At 60.1% G+C, this 18,576-nt stretch carries 14 protein-coding genes; 13 read left to right on the forward strand and 1 reads right to left on the reverse strand.

What is annotated here, in order from left to right; translation table 11 throughout:
- Positions 1-41: 41 nt before the first annotated feature.
- A complete protein-coding gene (locus tag QEH68_RS21095; protein WP_280624960.1) occupies positions 42-1,418 on the reverse strand; it encodes an FAD-dependent oxidoreductase in 1,377 nt (458 codons plus the stop codon).
- A 183-nt stretch (positions 1,419-1,601) separates the two neighbouring features.
- On the opposite strand from QEH68_RS21095, the gene QEH68_RS21100 reads away from it, so the two are divergent.
- From QEH68_RS21100 to QEH68_RS21160, 13 genes are all read left to right on the forward strand, one after another.
- Positions 1,602-2,630: a LacI family DNA-binding transcriptional regulator gene (locus QEH68_RS21100; protein ID WP_280624962.1), complete on the forward strand. Its 1,029-nt coding sequence runs from the start codon at positions 1,602-1,604 to the stop codon at positions 2,628-2,630.
- 341 nt (positions 2,631-2,971) lie between these two features.
- Positions 2,972-3,736, forward strand: a complete 765-nt coding sequence (locus QEH68_RS21105; RefSeq protein ID WP_280624964.1) for an aldehyde dehydrogenase family protein — start codon at positions 2,972-2,974, stop codon at positions 3,734-3,736.
- Between the two features lie 628 nt (positions 3,737-4,364).
- On the forward strand, positions 4,365-5,381 hold the full coding sequence (locus tag QEH68_RS21110) for a nuclear transport factor 2 family protein (RefSeq protein WP_280624966.1): 1,017 nt from the start codon (positions 4,365-4,367) through the stop codon (positions 5,379-5,381).
- An 854-nt stretch (positions 5,382-6,235) separates the two neighbouring features.
- Positions 6,236-7,168 carry an ester cyclase gene (locus tag QEH68_RS21115; protein ID WP_280624968.1) on the forward strand — a complete coding sequence of 311 codons (933 nt, stop codon included), beginning with the start codon at positions 6,236-6,238 and terminating at the stop codon, positions 7,166-7,168.
- A gap of 579 nt (positions 7,169-7,747) precedes the next feature.
- Positions 7,748-9,064: an extracellular solute-binding protein gene (locus QEH68_RS21120; protein ID WP_280624970.1), complete on the forward strand. Its 1,317-nt coding sequence runs from the start codon at positions 7,748-7,750 to the stop codon at positions 9,062-9,064.
- An 18-nt stretch (positions 9,065-9,082) separates the two neighbouring features.
- Positions 9,083-9,958: a sugar ABC transporter permease gene (locus tag QEH68_RS21125; RefSeq protein WP_280624972.1), complete on the forward strand. Its 876-nt coding sequence runs from the start codon at positions 9,083-9,085 to the stop codon at positions 9,956-9,958.
- A gap of 89 nt (positions 9,959-10,047) precedes the next feature.
- The gene (locus QEH68_RS21130; RefSeq protein ID WP_280624974.1) at positions 10,048-10,848 is read left to right on the forward strand and encodes a carbohydrate ABC transporter permease; all 801 of its coding nucleotides are present in this window, start codon (positions 10,048-10,050) and stop codon (positions 10,846-10,848) included.
- A 55-nt stretch (positions 10,849-10,903) separates the two neighbouring features.
- Positions 10,904-12,001 carry a hypothetical protein gene (locus tag QEH68_RS21135; RefSeq protein ID WP_280624976.1) on the forward strand — a complete coding sequence of 366 codons (1,098 nt, stop codon included), beginning with the start codon at positions 10,904-10,906 and terminating at the stop codon, positions 11,999-12,001.
- Between the two features lie 23 nt (positions 12,002-12,024).
- Entirely contained in the window at positions 12,025-12,984 is a 960-nt protein-coding gene (locus QEH68_RS21140) for an ester cyclase (protein WP_280624977.1), read from the forward strand.
- 2 nt (positions 12,985-12,986) lie between these two features.
- Complete coding sequence (locus tag QEH68_RS21145; protein ID WP_280624978.1) at positions 12,987-14,021, forward strand: ester cyclase; 1,035 nt, start codon at positions 12,987-12,989, stop codon at positions 14,019-14,021.
- A gap of 940 nt (positions 14,022-14,961) precedes the next feature.
- Entirely contained in the window at positions 14,962-15,987 is a 1,026-nt protein-coding gene (locus QEH68_RS21150; RefSeq protein WP_280624979.1) for an ornithine cyclodeaminase, read from the forward strand.
- 51 nt (positions 15,988-16,038) lie between these two features.
- Positions 16,039-17,052, forward strand: coding sequence for a nuclear transport factor 2 family protein (locus QEH68_RS21155; protein ID WP_280624980.1), 1,014 nt, complete (start codon positions 16,039-16,041; stop codon positions 17,050-17,052).
- A 206-nt stretch (positions 17,053-17,258) separates the two neighbouring features.
- A complete protein-coding gene (locus QEH68_RS21160) occupies positions 17,259-18,569 on the forward strand; it encodes an MFS transporter (RefSeq protein WP_280624981.1) in 1,311 nt (436 codons plus the stop codon).
- Positions 18,570-18,576: the final 7 nt, after the last annotated feature.

An 18,576-nucleotide genomic window follows, 5' to 3' on the forward strand; every position in this document is an offset into this window, starting at 1 on the left:
TCCTGTCCAGCAAACTCCGCGGGTTTGTGTCAGGGCCGTCCTCATAGGGCCGGCACCAGGGCATCCTGATTACCGGAGCCCAAACCGCGCAAGGCAGCGTCTGCTGCTCGCCGGCCGAAGACGAGGCCGAAGATGATTCCACCCACGTAACGCCGGTCCTGGGCACCGCCGGCATCAGCTCCAGCAGCAAAGAGTCCGGGAACCGGCTGGTTGTCCCGGTTCAGGACCTGGCCGTCCCTGTTCACGCGGAGACCGCCGAAGGGGATGGTGATGCAGGGCTGAAGCTCGACGGCACGGAACGGACCCGTCTTGAGCGGGCTCGGACGTTCCGGCAGGGGTGCGTCCAGGCTTACGGATTCGCCCGCAGTAGCGCGCTTGTAGTTCTCAAGCGTGCTTGTGAGACCTGCACGGTCAACGCCCCAGCCTGCCACGACCTCGATCAGCTCTTCCAGAGTATCGGTTTCGGCGGTGCGGGCACCGAGCTTGGTTGCTTCAGCGTGACGGTTAAGAGCCATGCCGCTGGGGTACGGCACGGCCAGTGCGCGGTTCTGCTGGACTTCGTCATCCCAGATCAGGACTCCTCGCTGACCCGGCTCGCGAACGACAGCCTGGTTGGAGACCTCATCGCCGAGGGATTCATCCGTGAAACGCCGACCGAGGCGGTTCACCATAATCCCGTAGGCCGAGAAGTAGAGGGTCAGACGGAGGAACACTTCGGGGGAAACAGGCAGTGGGCTCGGCAGCGTGTGGCCATAGAACCCCGAGAGGTGCCGGCTGGCCGCGCCTCCTGCTGCAGCGCCAAGGCGGAAGCCGTCACCAACTGAATTTGGATTGCTACGGACAGCGATGTCGTCCGCTCCGTTACCGATGAATTTTTGCTTCAGCTCGGGGTCTCCCTGGAACCCTCCGGTGGCCAGGACCGTCGCTGTGCCGGACGCCTTCTTGGTTTCACCCTCGTGAAGGAAGGTCACACCGGACACGCGGCCCTCGTTGAGGATGAGGTCAACGTTACTGACTCCTGTCAGCATGGCACCGCCGGTGCTAGTTACCTTCGAGGACCACTTCGCAATGAGATCATGAATGTCAATTTTGCAGGCTCGTCCCCACTCCAAGTGATCGAGCCACTCGTCGGAAACCTTCACGTCAGCGTCGCGTACGTCCTGCACGGCCTGCTCGTATCCTTCGACAACAAGCGGCCCGAGGACAGGATCGCCATCGGGCTGGATACGACGAAGAACTTCCAAGTTTGGGGCCGTCCAGAGGATGCCGGCGGAAAGAGCGGCAGATCCCCCCGGAGCGTCACCCTTCTCCAGCAGCAGGACACGTCCGCCAAGGTTGGCGGCGCGATTCGCCGCCGCGAGTCCCGCTGCTCCGGCTCCAACCACGATCAAATCGAAGGGCTTTGAAAGGTCCGTCATGTCTCTCCTTTGAGCTAGTGTGGATAACGTTTGCCGCTGTTTCCGTTAGTTATCAACTGGCAATGGCAAAGGTTTACCACTAAGCTAATGTGAGACGGGCCACCCTGTCAACCAAACTCCCCGCAAGCCCTACCTGAAAAGATCCGGTTAGGCTGAACGAGAAAGCACCGAAGGAGCCGGATTATGGCGACACTGCGCGAAGTAGCCGAACTAGCTGCTGTCTCCGTTGCCACAGCTTCCCGTGTCCTCAACGGGTCAGCGCATCCGGTCTCCTCAGACATACGCGCAAGCGTGCGAACAGCCGCCCAAACGTTGGGGTACACGCCGAGCGCGGCCGCTCAGGCGCTGAAGCAACAACGCAGCAAGATCATCGGGGTCATCGCCAGCGACATCCTCGACCCTTACTTTGCAGAACTCACCCGCGGCATTGAGATCGAAGCCGCCAAATCGGGCTACGTCACAATCTTGGCCAACGCCAACCGGGACCCGGAGCAGGAACGAACAAAGTTCAAAGTTCTCCGGGAACATCAGGCATCCGGCATCGTGTTCTGCGGCAGTGACATCGAGGGTTCACCGGGTACGGCTGAACTGGCCCGTGAGGTAAACGTTGCCGTTCGAGCCGGAACCCGGGTTGTAGCACTGGCACCGCGAGGATTCGACTCAACCAAGATCATCATCGACAACGTCGAGGCGTCGTACGAGCTCACACGCTACATGCTGTCGCTTGGTCAACGAAGAATCACCTTTATCGGTGGCATGCCGGGTCTCACCGCGGTCGAACAAAGAACAGAAGGCTACCGGCGCGCGATGTTTGAAGCTCAAGCCCGTCCGCATGTCGTGGGTGGAACAGGGATGCGCCAGGAGTCAGGGCGGGCGGCCATAGAGCGGCTCGTCACAGAAGGGCAGCTTCCGGAAGCGATCGTGTGCGCTAACGATGAAATAGCAGTGGGTGTCCTCGCTTACCTGTGGACTTCCGGATACAAGACTCCTGATGATGTGTCTGTCGCCGGCATCGGCGGCACCCGAGGCGGCGCCGTCTTTGGTCTGACAACCATGACGCTCCCGTTGGTCGACCTTGGAGGCCTGGCTGCAAGCTACATAGCAGATGCCAGCTCCTCACCGCTCGTTCCCGCGGCTCCACGGTTCGAACTCAGCATCGGCTCGACAACCGCTAAAGCGACGTCTGTTCCGGCCCGCACTCAAGAGATGTGAGTCCGCAGTGCCGGTCTTGTGTTCCAACGAAACGCTCGGCATGTTTGAACTGGACGCCACGAAATCTTCGTCCGGCTCTCGCCCGCGCCGTCGAGTTGCGAGCGAGCAAGGCGCTAACTATTGCGGCTCACCTCCAACCTATGTTGCATATTGAGCGAGGCCTAATTGAAAATCGCGCCTCCTGTAGAGTGCGTGGTTTCGTAAGCTTGGTGACGGCAATCCAGTACCCGACGTAGGACTGCGAACTGGTCCGGTTGCACGGTGCCACCAAAGATCACGCCCAACTTCTGGCCACTAGCCCGCAGATTGAGAAAGTCATTGCCGACAGCAGAGTTTATGGCGTGTCCCTGACCGGTTCGGAACGGGCAGGAGCGGCAGTTGCCGAGGCTGCTGGTCGCAATCTAAAAGAGGTGGTCCTGGAACTTGGAGGTTCGGATCCCTTCATTGTCCTCGAGGACGTGGACCTGGAAACGGTCGTTCAGCGCGCCGTGGCCGGAAGAATGGTCAACGGCGGTCAAGCCTGCAACGCCGCGAAGAGGTTCGTGGTGATGGAGGCGGTCTACGAGGGCTTCGTCCGCGCCTTCTGCCAAGCCCTCGCCGCGATCGCTCCCGGGGATCCCACGGCACCTGGGACGTATCTTGGGCCTCTTTCCTGCCATGCCGCTGCCGACCAACTGCAAGCACAACTTGACGCCGCCGTTGCCGAGGGCGCGACCCTTCTACTTTCAGGCGGAAAAGTAGCGGCCGACTCAGCCTATTTCAGGCCCGCCGTTATAGGGAGGGTAACCCGTGACATGGACGCTTACGGGCAGGAGTTCTTCGGACCAGTCGCAATGGTCTTCAAAGCCGCCACAGAATCCGAGGCGGTAGCGATTGCCAATGACACAGCATTCGGGCCTGGCGCTTCGGTTCATTCGGGAAACACAGACAGGGCAGCTCGGATCGGAGAACGACTTACCGCCGGCATGGTGCGTATCAATGAGTGTGGTGGTACTGCGGCGGAGCTGCCGTTTGGCGGAGTGAAACGATCCGGTATTGGACGGGAACTCGGTCGTTACGGGATGGACGAGTTCGTGAATAAGAAACTCCTGACATTGAAGGACTAGCTCCACCCGCAGTCCCTTGAAAGTTCCATCTTTCTCATCTCGTCGCAATCGGAGTCCAGGAGGAAATCAAGAGGTTCGTGGCAGGCGTGCCTGCCGACGCGGGTTCTGGGTAGCCGCAGACGGGGTCAACACGCGGATGTATGTGGACTCCAGCGCGGCCGTCGACGTTTACCTCTGAGCCGGGTCTACTGGGGCCCGTTCGCTCCACGGATGTCGATGAAGATCCAGTTCTCTGTCAGATTGCCGTCTCCCACACGGCAGAAGTCGCCCACTCGCACATCGGCCGGATCGGGGCTGACGGTTAAGTCCAAGCGACCGCCGGATTCGGTTTTGCCCCAGAACACACATCCGAAGAACTTGACTTAGTTTCCTTCCGCGGGCGACAGGGCTGTTCCATTGAACCGTTGGCACGGCGCGACCGCGCTATGCCGGGGCACAAATTGCAGAAATGATTGACATTGGTGCTGCAACTGTGAGTAGGTATACGCATGCACAAGTCGTGAGAGGCTGATCTTGTGGCAGAGCCTGAAGACCCCAAAGATCTTTCGGTTTGATCGGAGCGTTGGCGCCGGCCTGACTCAGGGTGTCGGGATTCCGTGCGCTATTCAACCAAGAAAGATAGTTTTCGATGAAGAACTTCCAGGCTGAGAAGGCCGTGGTGCGCGCTCATCATGAAGCGCTTTTCAAAGCAGGGCCCGACTCTGTTGCCGATGCTCTTAGTGAACGCACGGCGCCCGACTGGCATTGGCGGGGGATGCACCCCTTCCATGAACAGTCCGGAGCGGAAGCGGTCGCAGCTGCGTTCTGGGGTCCTTTCCTCACCGCCATGACCGGGGCCCAACACCGCCCGGATATCTTTATGGCCGGTGAGAACCATATCGACGGAAACCAGTCCGTTTGGGTTACCTCCATGGGGCATTTCATGGGCCTGTTTGATCGTCCCTTCCTGGGCATCAGGCCGACGGGAAAGATCGTGATGCTGCGCTACGCGGAGTTCAATAAGGTCGAAGATGGCCGGATCACCGAGACCGCACTGTTCGTGGACATACCGCACCTGATGATGCAGGCCGGGCAGAACCCTTTCCCACCCCAAACGGGCGCTCACCTTGTCCAACCGGGCCCGGCGACCCATGAGGGACTCATGTACGGCGCCCAGGATCCGGCAACCGGCCAGGAGAGCCTCCGAGCCATCAACACGATGCTCACAGTGAGGTTTGACGACGACACCGACACTCCTTATCCCGAGAAGCTCGCCCGTACCTGGCATGACGACATGATCTGGTGGGGCCCGGCCGGGATCGGCGCGAGTTACACGATTCCTGGGTACATGCGCCAACATGCGACGCCCTTTGGCGAAGCACTAACCGAGGGCTATCAGTTCAACGGGCATCTTTGCCGGCTCGCTGAAGGCAACTTCGGCGGCTTCTTCGGTTGGCCCAATCTCACCTTGACCAATTCCGGGGGATTCATGGGCATGACAGCTAGTCCCCACCCGGCTGACATGCGGGTCGTGGACATCTACCGCGTCGAAGACGGCAAGCTGGCCGAGAACTGGATCTTCATCGACATCCTGCATTACCTGAACATGCAAGGACTCGACATCCTCGGCCGCATGGAATCGCTCTGCCACACAAACGACACATAAACGGGACTCCCTGGCAGGCCAGCGGCCACCCCCGTGCGTGGAAGCCCGCGCCGCGTTGGTTACCAGTGACTTGTCCGTCCGTTGCTGGACCGCATTTCCCCGCCTGAGATCCAAGCGGGAATGGCCCTTTAGGTCCGGCGCAATTCCCTGAGCACGGCTTGGGGTTCCCAAGCGTTGAGCCGAGCCACTAATCTCGGGCTATTGGTGAAGTCCGATTAGCAATGTCACTGGGCTTGATGGTTGACGGTCTGGGCTGGTTTGTCTTGGCAAGCGCATCGCCCAGCGTCAGGAGGCCTTAAGTGAATTGATGCGAGGCTTCGCGCTCCCTCAAGTTGGAACTCGATCCGCGGACTGAAGCGTAGGCCTCCCCGCTCGGCTTGTTTCTCTTTCTGGCCCGCCTTGCGAACAGTGCTTGACTGCGTTGCTGATGTAGCCGCAGGTCGGTAGGGGGCGCACAGCTTGGTGAACCGGGCGTCCTAGTGCGCTTTCCCTCAGATATCAGGCCATGAGGACGCGCTCGGAGCGGCAGTCAGTTCCTGGGCGGGGCGGCATCCCTGCCCCGCCGCGGGCTTATTAGGGCGGGGGTTCCACTGTCGAGCCCGCCTCCCGAAGTCGAGCTGGTATCGGGAAAGCGCGGCGCTTCCGGCGCCAGACACAAACCCCTTACCTTGACAAACAGATGATACATACGTATAAATGGCACGGACATTTCAGTTCGGAGCGGATGGACCTTTCCGGCGTCGTCGCGTACGAACTCTGAACTCACATCGTGCTGGCGCGCGGGCCCTCCCACGGCTCTCTAGACCGGGTCTTCCAACGCCACACCCTAAACCTCAGGATCTGAAGGAAACTCTATGACATCCACCCATCCTGGCCTTCGACCATACGGTTTTGAGGGCCCCGTCGACTACATCGAACGCATCACCTACCTTATCTGGAATAGGCCGAACCGAGATCTGGAGCTTATCCGCAGGCACTACTCCCCCAGCACGGCAATTCACCTTGACGCAGGTGACCTGGTTGGCGATGAGATCGTCATCGCCAACACCACCGCACGACTCCAGAGCTACCCGGATTTCCATGGTGTCATCGACGACACCATCTGGACCGGTTCCGAGGAGGAAGGTTATCGGACCTCGATGCGCTGGACTTGGACCGGGACCGACACGGGTGGAACCGTCTACGGCCCAGCTACAGGTCGACCGGTGACCTCCACGGCCATTGCCAATTGCGTCGTCAAAGGGGAGACTATCGTGGAGGAGTGGCTGGGCGTCAATCCACTGGCGTTGGCACGTCAGCTAGGCTACCCGCCTGCGGATGCCGTGCGCGCCACCGACTATCCCGCAACACCCCGGGTAGCGCGGCCGTCCTTCGAGTTCACCCGGACGGCCGAAGGAGATCTGGTTCAGCGAGCATTCGCCGCCGCTTTGGAAGGTCGGGCTGAGATGGGGCTCTTCGCCTCTGAATGCGCTACCGCATTCGCACCGGACATCCAGGTTGACGGGGTAGCTGCGCTGTTGGACTGGGCCGACGGTCTCCGCGCTGCTCTAGGACCCTTGGCTATAGAAGTCGACGACCAATACTCCATGCCCGCGTCCGAGGCGATGCCGGTCCGTGTCGCTACCCAATGGCGGATCACGGGGACCGGACCCCGAGGCCCGGTCGAGTTCAGCCTCCTCAGCCACCACCATCTAGGTGAAGGCCGCATCACGGCACAGTGGCTGGCCTACGACGAACTTGCTTTGGCCCACCATGGCATCGCTTCGCCCCATCATCCCAAGGCATGAACCCATCCTTTCTCTGATGAAAGATGCCGTAAATCCTTCGGCGTGGCCGGCTCAGTAAGGCCTCGCACCGGGCAGCCCCCATCGTGTTCATCATCGCAACGCCCGGATTCGGCCCACAGGTCGTTCTGGAACGATCTTAGGAGCTGCCCAGGCAAGGCCCCCGCTGCTGTGCCACTTCGGGGTGGCGGACTACTGCCTGATCATGTCGATACCCTCGACCGACGCGCGCCTTTGCCCAGAGCTATTGTGCCGGGATCTCTTGGCACGGAAGCCTGATAAGGGTGTGCGGAAGGATCCATGAGTTCGAAATGCATGTCTGCATCGTCAACGGTACCCGGGTCGCATGCGGCGACGAGGTAGCGGGTCACAATTCCATCCTCCCAGGCTGCGAGCTACACCGCGGAAGTTTCCCTCGCGAGTACCCTCTGTGCATACGAGTGCATTAGTTGCCAGGGCAAGGGCGAAATTATAGGGTGCGCTTTCGTGAAATTTCTTCAAGGCGTAGGAAATATGATTGACATCACGGTCGCTTTCGTGATGAAGTATACGCATGCACAACATGAAACAAGGAGGTTTCTGATGGTACATAAAAGCACGATCAAACTCGTGACCGCAGTCGGACTTTCGGCACTGCTCGCGCTCACTGGCTGCAGTGCCGGCAGCCGGTCCGGGTCGCAGTCAGTTGAAGCCGTAGCCTGCGACGTATCCGGGCAAGATGAAAAAATCACTGTCAACGTTCTTGCCTACAATTCTTCCGCCACGGACCCCTTCTCCAACATGATGGTGGCCAGTTGCACGAAGGACAACGTGACCGTGGCCCATGCTCCGATTGACTTCGGCGGCCAATATCAAAAGACCTCGACGACGTTGGCCGGGGATACCGCGTCGTACGACGTCATCGAGATGTACTCCGGTGCAGTCCCACGGTATGCGTCGACCGGTAAGCTCCTGCCCTTGAACGACTTGTTCGAGAAGTACAAGGACACCTACAAGCTGGGCGAGCTAAGCGAAGCGATGGTGAAGGGGCTTTCCTACGACGGAAAGCTGTACGCGCTTCCCACTCAGGCGAACGTCGGCACTCTGGTGTACCGCAAGGACATCTACGATGAACTCGGTTTGGATGCCCCTGAAACCTACGCTGACGTCCTCTCCGATGCGCAGAAGATTCAAGCCGCCGGTAAGATTAAGTACCCTGTGGCTCTACCGTTTGGCGACAGCACATCAACCCTCTACGAGGGAACATTGGCGTCTCAAGGAAAAACCTATGTAGATCCGAGCGCTAAAGAGCCGACGTTCCAGTCCTCCGAGGCCAAAAAGGGCTTGGAGTCACTCACGGCCCTGACCCCGTACATGGACCCTCAGGTTATCTCGTTTGACCAGCCACGAGTACAGCAGCAACTCTTCAACGGCACTGCGGCAATCGCCATCATGTACTCCGGCCGAATGGCTGACGTCGTCAACCCCAAATTCAGCCAGAACGCAGACGACTTCGCCTTCGCACCCGCCCCTTCCATTGCACCGGGCGGAAAAAGCAGCGCGATTCTCTCCGTAGATGGGTGGTCCATCCCCCACAACAGCACCGTTGACCCGGATCTTCTCTTCCGGATGATGGCAGCGTCCATTACGGAAGAAGCATCCAACCAGGCCCTGCCGTTCGCCTACCCAGCGCGAGACAAGGTTGTTACTGAAGAGAAGGTCCCTTACGCCGCCGCAGTCCAGGATGCCTTGGCTAACGGCGCGGGCACCCCGCCGCTTGAGACATGGCTGGGAACCATGCAAAGTGACACTGCCTCACTGCTGAAGCAGGCGCTCACCGGTCAGCAATCGGTGCAAGATGCTCTAGCGGCAGCACAGGAAGCCGCCGTCCGGGCCCTTGCAAAGAGTGGCTCAAAGTAGTTTTACGTAGGAGGCGCTATGAAGCGGCGAGAATTTCTGGTTGGGGTAGGTCCCAGCCTTGGCATCATGATCCTATTGCTGGGCGTGCCACTGATCTATTCGGTGGTGTGGAGCTACCAAAGTGTGGAATTTGGTAGGCCTGGCGAGTGGGTTGGATTCGACAACTACGCGAGGGTGCTTCAGGACCCCGTTTTCCATGCGGCGGTCCTGTTCACCGTGGGCTACGCCCTCACCAGCACCGCAGTGCTGCTGGTCCTTGGGTATGCCATGGCCCTGCTGCTACACCGGGCACGGCGGGGAAAGTCCTTGTTCCTCGGGATCCTCCTGGTGCCGTATGTCATTCCCGCCATCATAGCGGCCACCGCATTTTCCTGGCTGTTCGACAACAGTTTTGGCGGTCTGGTCAACTTCATTCTGGAGAAGACCACCGGGCAGGAAGTCGCCTGGTTTACGGAGACATGGGCCAACCGCGGGCTGGTACTGCTTGCCGGCATCTGGCTCGGGGTACCCTTCTTCATGCTTGTTCTGTTGGGGGCGCTCAAGGGCGTCCCCAACGAACAAATTGAGGCTGCCACCGCCGACGGCGCAAACTGGTGGCAACGCCAGTGGCACGTCATCATCCCTACGCTCGGACCAATGTTCCGATTCTTGGCCCTCATCGCCATTATGAACTCGTTGGGTATCTTCGACATTCTCATCCCGCTCGCGCCGAGCGCCGAGGCTGTCCAGTCCCAGTCTGTGAGCCTCTACGTCTATGAAAAGGCGTTTGCACGGGACCAGCAGGACCTCGGTCTAGGAAGTGCCGTCAACGTGCTCATGATGCTGGTTTTGTTCATTCTGGTCTCGCCGTTCGTCCGAAATATCTACCGAGAAGTAAAGGGAGGCCAGAACTGATGTTGGATACATTGGCGGTACCAGCCAAACAAGCACCACCTCCGAAACGACGCCGGTCAACGTTCTCCGGACGCGCCAAGCGAGCGACGGTGCTGGTCACCCTTACGCTGGCAGCAGTGGCATTCGTAATGATGTCGCCCTTCATCTGGACGCTCATGGCTGCGACCAAGCCAACCAATGTCGCGTTTACGAATCCCCCGCAGTTCATTTACGAACCTACTGTGGATGCCTTCATCAATCTGTGGGAGACCACCGACTTTTACCAATACACGCTGAACACGGTCATCGTCGGTCTGCTGTCCGTCGTGGGTACACTTCTGCTCGCCGCCCCGGCAGCCTACTCATTATCGCGGTACGGGGGCAAGATCAGCACAGTCATCCTTGCGTTCGCATTGCTGATTCAGGCAGTGCCGGGCTTCGCCATTATGTTGCCCTTCTATGAGATCGCTACCTCGTTAGGCCTTTATGATACGAAGATTGGTCTCACGCTTGCGTTCGTGGCTGTGAATTTGCCGTTCACCATCTGGCTTCTGCGGAACTTCTTCGCATCGATCTCCCCGGATCTTGACGAGGCCGCCATGGTGGATGGTTGCTCCAGGTGGGGTGCGTTCCGAAGGGTCATCCTGCCGGTGATGCAACCGGGGTTGGTTACCGCCTCCATGTTGACCTTCCTGCTTGCGTTCCAGTCCTATCTGCTGCCGGTAGTGCTCACAGATGTCAATTCGCAGACGGTGCCGGTATTCCTGTCTACCCAGCTGGGACAGTCCTTGCCGTTGCTGCAGCAAGCTTCGGCGGGTGTGGTGCTGCTGACACTGCCAGTAATGGCCTTGGCCCTGGTGGCACAAAAGTACCTTGTGGCAGGTTTGACTGCTGGATCGGTCAAGGGATGAGTGGCGCGCTTGTGCGTTGGATTCAACGGCCGTGCGTTGGCTCGACGAGGTGAGCATGACCGTTCACGCTGAAAATAAGGCGCTGATCGAGGCGTTCCTCGGAGAACTCGCCGAAGCTGATGGGGCAACGGGACAAGTTCTCCGCCGGTACTGTGCAAAGGACTCCGTCTGGGAGGTCTTCCATCCGTTCAACACCCTCCATGGCGTTGAGGAAGTCGAGAGAGAACTCTGGGCCTCATTAAAGAGGGCGTTTCCTGACCACGAACACCGGCTGGGCGTGTTGATCGGAGGGGAATATGAGGGCCGGTCCTGGGTGAGCACCCTCGGCTACGTGATGGGCTCATTTGAGCAACCCTGGCTTGGAATTCCGCCCACACAGGGACTGGCTTACCTTCGGACGGGAATGAACTTCCTGGTCGAGGACGGCTTCATCGTCAAGGCATACATCATGTTTGACATCGTCGACCTCATGCGTCAGGCAGGTTACTACCCCTTTCGCTCGATGCCAGGAACAGCCGAACAGTGGCCGTTCCCCCCAGTCTCGGCAGCGGGCAAGGTCAACGAGCACGACGCCGACCTCGGTGCAGAAACTCTACGCATCGTCCGGGAGATGCATCTCGGCTTGGGCTCCGGGGCCAGCTTGCAAGACCATGCCGCCACAGTTGAACACAGCCCGCACTGGCACAAGAACATGAACTGGTACGGGATTGCCGGTATCGGGTCCAGCCGCGGTCAACGCGGCTTTGACGACTACCATGGGGCCCTGTTCATCCAGGCCTTCCCGGACCGCGAAGGCATTGTTCGGGACCATTCGGGGCCGCTGGAGGGCCCAGGACACTACATCCGGATAGGTGATGGTCGTTTCGCCATCACCGGCGGATGGCCCTCCTTGTACGCCACCCACACCGGGCCCGGCTGGCTGGGCATGCCCCCGACCGGACACCGTATCGAAATGAGGGTCGCTGACTGGTACCGCACGGATGAACACAGTCTGATCATTGACAACTGGGTGATGATCGACGTGCTTCACATCCTGAAGCAGATCGGGTACGACGTCCTTGAGGACACCAAGTACTTGGTGGACCCGATGCTGCCACGATGGCCGCGCCCGCCGGCTCCCCACACAGCCGCGGTGGGCAACACTCGAGTATAAGCACCATAGGAAAGGCAATAACCATGATCCACCCTGAGCGCAAGATGAACGGTTACCCCTACACGGATGTGATCGATTTCGTCGAAAGAACAACGTACGAGATCTGGAACGACAAGCAGCCCGACCTGGTTCCGAAGTGGTACCTGCCGGAGACAGTCATTTGGACGGACGTGGGAGACATCATCGGTGATGAGGCAGTGACGAGGGACACCTGGGCCCGTCGAAAGGGCTTCTCCGATTACTACGGCATCATCGACGACACCATCTGGACCGGGGACGACGAGTCCGGCTACCGCACCTCCATGCGGTGGATCGCACGGGGAACCCACGACGGCGACAGCCCGGTCGGGCCGCCCACCGGGCGTCGGGTCGTCAACAGCTCCATCTCGCACTGTGTCATTCGGGGAGACCAGTATGTGGAGGAGTGGGCAGGGGGAAACAGCAAAGCTTTCATCGACCAGCTTGGCTTGCCGCTGAATGAAGCCATTAAGAACGCTGGGTCCTCCCGGGCCCCCCGTGGTGAAAAGGCGAGGGAACTGACCGCGTCGTTCGGCGTGTCAGTGCCGGCCATCCCAGATGTCATCGATGGCCCCGGCAAGGTGGTGGCCGATCTTCTCGATGGACTGTACAACAAGCGCGATCTGTCCCTGACCGATAGCACCTACGCTCCGGGGGCGCCCTACTCCTTTGGCACCACCCGGCTCGGGTTCGGTCCTGCGGGGGCACGTGACGAAGTATCCCGGTGGCTCGAACTCCTTCCGGATCTCGCGCTGGAGATCGAGGAGCTGTATTGGAACCTCGACGGCGAGGACTCTGGACGAGTTGCCGTTCGTTACCAGATCAGCGGCACAGCGCAGAACGACGCCGGGCAGTCCAGACCCGTATCGCTGATGGGGTTCCATCACATCCATGTCAGGGGCCAACGTGTGGTCGCGGAGTGGGTCGAATACAACGAACTCGCCCTCCTGGCGCAGATCGGCTGACCATGGTCGAGGAACTTGACGCTACTGCCTTCCAGCCCCACGATAGCCCCGAAGACTACATTCTCGGTTCAACGGACCGGATATGGCTGGACCGCGGGGTCGGCCTGATCGAGTCAACCTACTACGCTCCCGACGTGCTGATACATGGCGCCCTCGGCACCGAGAAAGGAGTCCGCGGGGTCGTTGAGGGCACCGTGATGTCAATTGCCTCCTATCCCGATGAACTCGCCGGCGGCGAAGATGTGGTGTGGGAACGTCGGGGAACAGACGCCTTTATCTCTTCACACCGGGTGTACATCAGAGCAACGAACGAAGGCTGGACTCAGTATGGTCCCCCCACGAACCGCCCAACTGCCAAGCGTGCCTTGGCGCACTGTCTGGTACGTCAGGGCCGCATCGTGGAGGAATGGGTGGTCAGGGACGAGTACAGCCTCGTGCGGGACCTCGGTTTGAACCCGGAGGAAACCGCGCGGAACCTCGCCGGGTCAATGAGTCCGTCGGCTCTTGAGCTTGGAGAGCTACCCAGCAACGTCGGACGCGAGACCCTGTCGGGGGTCCGCGTCGGGTCCTCCGAAGTGACAGACCTAATGGTCGATTTGACGGACATCGTGTGGAACCAACGCAGGTTTGACGAGCTGGGAAAATTCGTTCACGAGGATGTGGTGCTGCACACCACACGAGGCCGTTGGCGAAACGGGACGCGGGACTATTCCACAGACCTGATCTCACTCCTGGCCGCGTTTCCTGATGCCCAGCTCTCGCTCCTTGACCTGTGCGTTCACGACGATCCTGTCAAAGGACGCCGGGCCGCCACGATGTGGGTCCTCGACGGGACCTACAGCGGATCGCCCATGTATGGGCCCACCACCAACCAGCCCATGCGCATCCTTGGCTCGAGCCAATACCGGCTGGGTTCGGATGGGCGCATCGTGGAGGAATTCCGGGTTTTCGACGAGATGGCGATCATGATCGAAATTGAACGGCACAGGTTGGGAACCTCGACCATCGAGAATGGTTCTCCTGCCGATCATGAATAACAAGTCCAGCAGCACTTCACCTACACATGCGGAGAAGATGATGCAGTTGCCCGTACGGCCGAAAACATCTGCCGAATGCCGAGATTGTCCCTCTGACCTCCCAACCGTGTGGCTTCCCGGCATGCTGTGCACAATGGACCTATGGCGGGAGGCACAACGCCAGCTGCCGGGCAAGCACTTGAACCTCAGGGTCCAGGCACGCGGCCTTCTGCAATCGGCCCGCGCGGTCCTTGCATCTGCCCCCCCGCGGTTCAACCTGGTGGGCCACTCCCTGGGCGGAATCATCTCGATGGCCGCTGCCACCATCCAACCGGACCGAGTGGCGTCCTTGGTTCTCATCTCGACCAACGGCCGTGCTCCAACCGGGCAGCAGATGACGGGCTGGGATGAGCTTGAACATGACGTAGCTGCCGGCCGATTCCCGTCCATGACGCAGGTGCGATTGTGGAACGCTCTGGTCCATCCATCGCGCACCGGAGAGTCAGCTCTGTTGAGCAGGGTTGTAGCCATGGCCGATGCCACCGGACCCGATGCGTTTCTCGACCAACTGGCTACTCAGCGGACGAGATGGGATCTCAGGCCAGCGCTAGGTCAGTACGGCGGACCTGCCCTCGTCATTCACCCTGAAGACGACGCGCTCTGCACGGCCGATATGCATTCCGAAATAGCCACGGCGCTTCCCCGAGGCAAACTAATGACTCTGCCCGGTGCCGGACATTTGGCGCCCCTGGAAGATCCCGGCAGATTTACCCAATTGCTTCGTGACTTTGAGCCACTGCATTTGCCGGCTCCCTGCAGGCGCCAAACAGTAGACAGTCCTTGACGGCCGAGAACGTCCGTAAAAGTCAGCCTGGGCTGACCCCAGCTTCGCACAAGCCGCCAGCGCCTCAACGGGGTTGGCAATACCTTGATTCATCAACTCATTGAAAGGAAGGCGCGCATGACGCGTTTTGTGGATGTCCGCAACATGGTGCAGTGGGTAGCCGACACCGGTGCCGAGAACATCATCGCCGGTCTGATTGGCTACCTCGAGGACGACTTTAGACGCTGGGGACAATTCGACAAGACTGCCAGAGTGGCGAGCCACACACCATTCGGCGTGTTGGAGCTAATGCCCACCAGCGACGGCGAAACATACGGATTCAAATATGTCAACGGCCACCCCTCCAACCCCGGCCGCGGTTATCAGACCGTAACGGCATTCGGGGTACTTGCCGACGTCCACAACGGGTATCCCACGTTCCTGGCTGAGATGACAGTGCTGACTGCGCTGCGAACGGCTGCGACCTCTGCGATGGTCGGCAAGAGACTGGCCCGCCGCGACGCCCGACACATGGCCATGATCGGAACTGGGAGCCAGGCGGAATTCCAAGCCCTCGCCTTTCGCACCGCCCTGGGCATCTCCTCCCTCAGTATTTGGGACACTGACGCGGCAGCGATGGAGAAGTTCGTCCGGAACATTACGCCACTCGGCTTTGAGGTGACCGTCGCCGCTTCGGCATCCGACGCAGTCCGGGGGGCCGACGTCATCACCACCTGCACGGCAGACAAAACCAAGGCAACTATTTTGACGCAGGAACTTATTGAGCCCGGAGTTCACATCAATGCCATCGGCGGAGACTGCCCCGGCAAAACGGAACTGCAGGCCAGCATCCTGGACATCGGAGACATCTTCGTCGAATTCGCTCCCCAAACCAGGATCGAGGGAGAGATCCAACAAAAACCGTCCGATTTCGCGGTTACCGAATTCTGGGAGGTGCTCTGCGAAACATCTCCCGGACGAACCACCGATCAGCAGATCACCATCTTTGATTCGGTTGGTTTCGCAATCGAGGACTTCTCGGCCCTACGCTACGTGCGGGACGCCGTCACGGGCACCGCCTACTGCGAAGAAATCGATCTTGTGGCAGAGCCTGAAGACCCCAAAGATCTGTTCGGTTTGATCGGAGCGTTCGCGCCGGCCTGACTCAGGGTGTCGGGATTCCGTGCGCCATTCAACCAAGAAAGATAGTTTTCGATGAAGAACTTCCAGGCTGAGAAGGCCGTGGTGCGCGCCCACCATGAGGCCCTTTTCAAAGCCAATCCCAGCACCGTGGCCCATGCCCTCGGTGGACGCACGACGCCGAGCTGGCACTGGCGGGGCATGCACCCCTTCCATGAACAGTCCGGAGCGGAAGCGGTCGCAGCTGCGTTCTGGGGTCCTTTCCTCACCGCCATGACCCGGGTGCAACACCGCCCGGACATCTTCATGGCCGGGGAAAACGAAATCGACGGAAACCAGTCCGTTTGGGTTACCTCCATGGGGCATTTCATGGGCCTGTTTGATCGTCCCTTCCTGGGCATCAGGCCGACGGGAAAGATCGTGATGCTGCGCTACGCGGAGTTCAATAAGGTCGAAGATGGCCGGATCACCGAGACCGCACTGTTCGTGGACATACCGCACCTGATGATGCAGGCCGGGCAGAACCCTTTCCCACCCCAAACGGGCGCTCACCTTGTCCAACCGGGCCCGGCGACCCATGAGGGACTCATGTACGGCGCCCAGGATCCGGCAACCGGCCAGGAGAGCCTCCGAGCCATCAACGCCATGCTCACCGGGATGGGTGATGACAGCGACACCCCTTATCCAGAGAAGCTCGCCCGTACCTGGCATGATGACATGATCTGGTGGGGCCCGGCCGGGATCGGCGCGACCTGCACCATTCCGAGGTACGTGCGACAACACGGAGCACCTTTCCGGGGCGCGCTACTGGAGGGCTATCAGTTCAACGGGCATCTTTGCCGGCTCGCTGAAGGCAACTTCGGCGGCTTCTTCGGTTGGCCCAATCTCACCTTGACCAATTCCGGGGGATTCATGGGCATGACAGCTAGTCCCCACCCGGCTGACATGCGGGTCGTGGACATCTACCGCGTCGAAGACGGCAAGCTGGCCGAGAACTGGATCTTCATCGACATCCTGCATTACCTGAACATGCAAGGACTCGACATCCTCGGCCGCATGGAATCGCTCTGCCACACAAACGACACATAAACCCGACGCGTGGCCGCGATGCGCTGGCCTCAACCAAGACGGCCTGCATCTGGGTCTGCACTTGGGTGCCGCCCGCCCCGTCAACCTGTTTTCCGTGGAAATTCTCACCGGCAGAGCGAACGATGGCGCCGTAACGAACGCTAGTCGCGGTCGGAGCAGGCAACCGAACACCGTCGCGTTAGCGCGACAAAGCAAGAATGTGAACCGTGAACTTTGCTCTCTACAAAGAACTGCTGGCTGTCAAACCGGTTCGGCGCCTTTTGATCGTAGGCATGGTCTCCCGCATCCCGCATTCAGCAGCCTACCTGCTGCTGACACTACATATTGTCCTGAGTCTCGACGAGGGCTACGCCGCCGCCGGCGCGGCCGCCGCAGTGATGACAATAGGAATCGCGCTCGGAGCACCCTGGCGCGGGAGACGCGTGGACACGGTGGGCCTGCGAAAGGCCCTGATGCCATCCGTTACGGCCGAGATTGTGATCTGGGCCATAGTGCCGCACGTCGAATACCAGTGGATCCTCCCCCTGGTCTTTGTCGCTGGTCTCCTCACCTTTCCCATCTTCACCGTAATGCGTCAGTCGATGGGCGCGTTGTTGGAGGCGGACCAGCGAAGGACGGGTTTCGCCCTGGACTCGATCGGCAGCGAACTCGTTTTCATGATTGGACCAGCCGTGGGCGCCGTCGTAGCCGCTGCAGGGTTCTCGGCCGCGGGCCTGACGGCCGTCGGCATCTCGGCCTCACTCGCCGGTCTTCTGCTCATGTGGTTCAACCCACCAACTCGTAGCACTCACGCCGCCGAAGAAGGTCTGCGTGCGGCCGAGCCCGCATTCGCGACGTCGGCTACAGGGCACTACCCCGAAGCCGCTGAACACGGGTCCCACTCAGCTACGTACGGGCCCCGTGGCACAAGCGAATCGTCAGGATTCCGCAGCCGGATTAGGCGGAACTTCACTTGGCTTTCGCCCCAGGTTGGCGCGATCTTTGCCGTAGCTGCCGGTGCCGGCATAATAATGAGCGGCACCGACGTGGGCATCGTCGCCCTCGTGGAGCGAGGCGGCCAGCAAACAGACATCGGAATTGTGTTCGCTTTCTGGTGCGGAGCCTCGCTGATCGGAGGACTGGCCTACGGTGCCATGCACCAGTCAATTTCGCCCGTCCTGTTGTTGCTCGCCATGGCCGCACTGACCATTCCGATGGCCTGCGCAAGGGATGCGTGGTCGCTGGCGTTCCTGTCCGTCCCGTCGGGCCTCCTTTGCGCACCGGTAATGACAGCAGCGTCCGAAAAAGTGGCGGAACTCGTGGACGAAAACCGACGAGGCGAGGCAATGGGGTGGTATGGCTCGGCGCTTACCGCCGGCGTTGCCGTAGGAGCACCGTTAACAGGTCTTTTCATCGACAGCATGGACCCCTGGAGCGGGTTCGTCGCAGCTGGCGCAATCGGCGTCACGGTTTCCCTCCTCGGCCTTGCCCTGGATCGAGGACGAACAACCGCCCCCTCCAAGACCCTGCCCTCATGAGCCAAAC

The sequence above is a fragment of the Paenarthrobacter sp. OM7 genome, from assembly GCF_029873575.1.
GTDB lineage: Bacteria > Actinomycetota > Actinomycetes > Actinomycetales > Micrococcaceae > Arthrobacter.

Coding starts and splice junctions, on each gene's coding strand:
- QEH68_RS21095 (WP_280624960.1), bottom strand. CDS start 1,418: ATGACGGACCTTTCAAAGCCCTTCGATTTGATCGTGGTTGGAGCCGGA.
- QEH68_RS21100 (WP_280624962.1), top strand. CDS start 1,602: ATGGCGACACTGCGCGAAGTAGCCGAACTAGCTGCTGTCTCCGTTGCC.
- QEH68_RS21110 (WP_280624966.1), top strand. CDS start 4,365: ATGAAGAACTTCCAGGCTGAGAAGGCCGTGGTGCGCGCTCATCATGAA.
- QEH68_RS21115 (WP_280624968.1), top strand. CDS start 6,236: ATGACATCCACCCATCCTGGCCTTCGACCATACGGTTTTGAGGGCCCC.
- QEH68_RS21120 (WP_280624970.1), top strand. CDS start 7,748: ATGGTACATAAAAGCACGATCAAACTCGTGACCGCAGTCGGACTTTCG.
- QEH68_RS21125 (WP_280624972.1), top strand. CDS start 9,083: ATGAAGCGGCGAGAATTTCTGGTTGGGGTAGGTCCCAGCCTTGGCATC.
- QEH68_RS21135 (WP_280624976.1), top strand. CDS start 10,904: ATGACCGTTCACGCTGAAAATAAGGCGCTGATCGAGGCGTTCCTCGGA.
- QEH68_RS21140 (WP_280624977.1), top strand. CDS start 12,025: ATGATCCACCCTGAGCGCAAGATGAACGGTTACCCCTACACGGATGTG.
- QEH68_RS21145 (WP_280624978.1), top strand. CDS start 12,987: ATGGTCGAGGAACTTGACGCTACTGCCTTCCAGCCCCACGATAGCCCC.
- QEH68_RS21150 (WP_280624979.1), top strand. CDS start 14,962: ATGACGCGTTTTGTGGATGTCCGCAACATGGTGCAGTGGGTAGCCGAC.
- QEH68_RS21155 (WP_280624980.1), top strand. CDS start 16,039: ATGAAGAACTTCCAGGCTGAGAAGGCCGTGGTGCGCGCCCACCATGAG.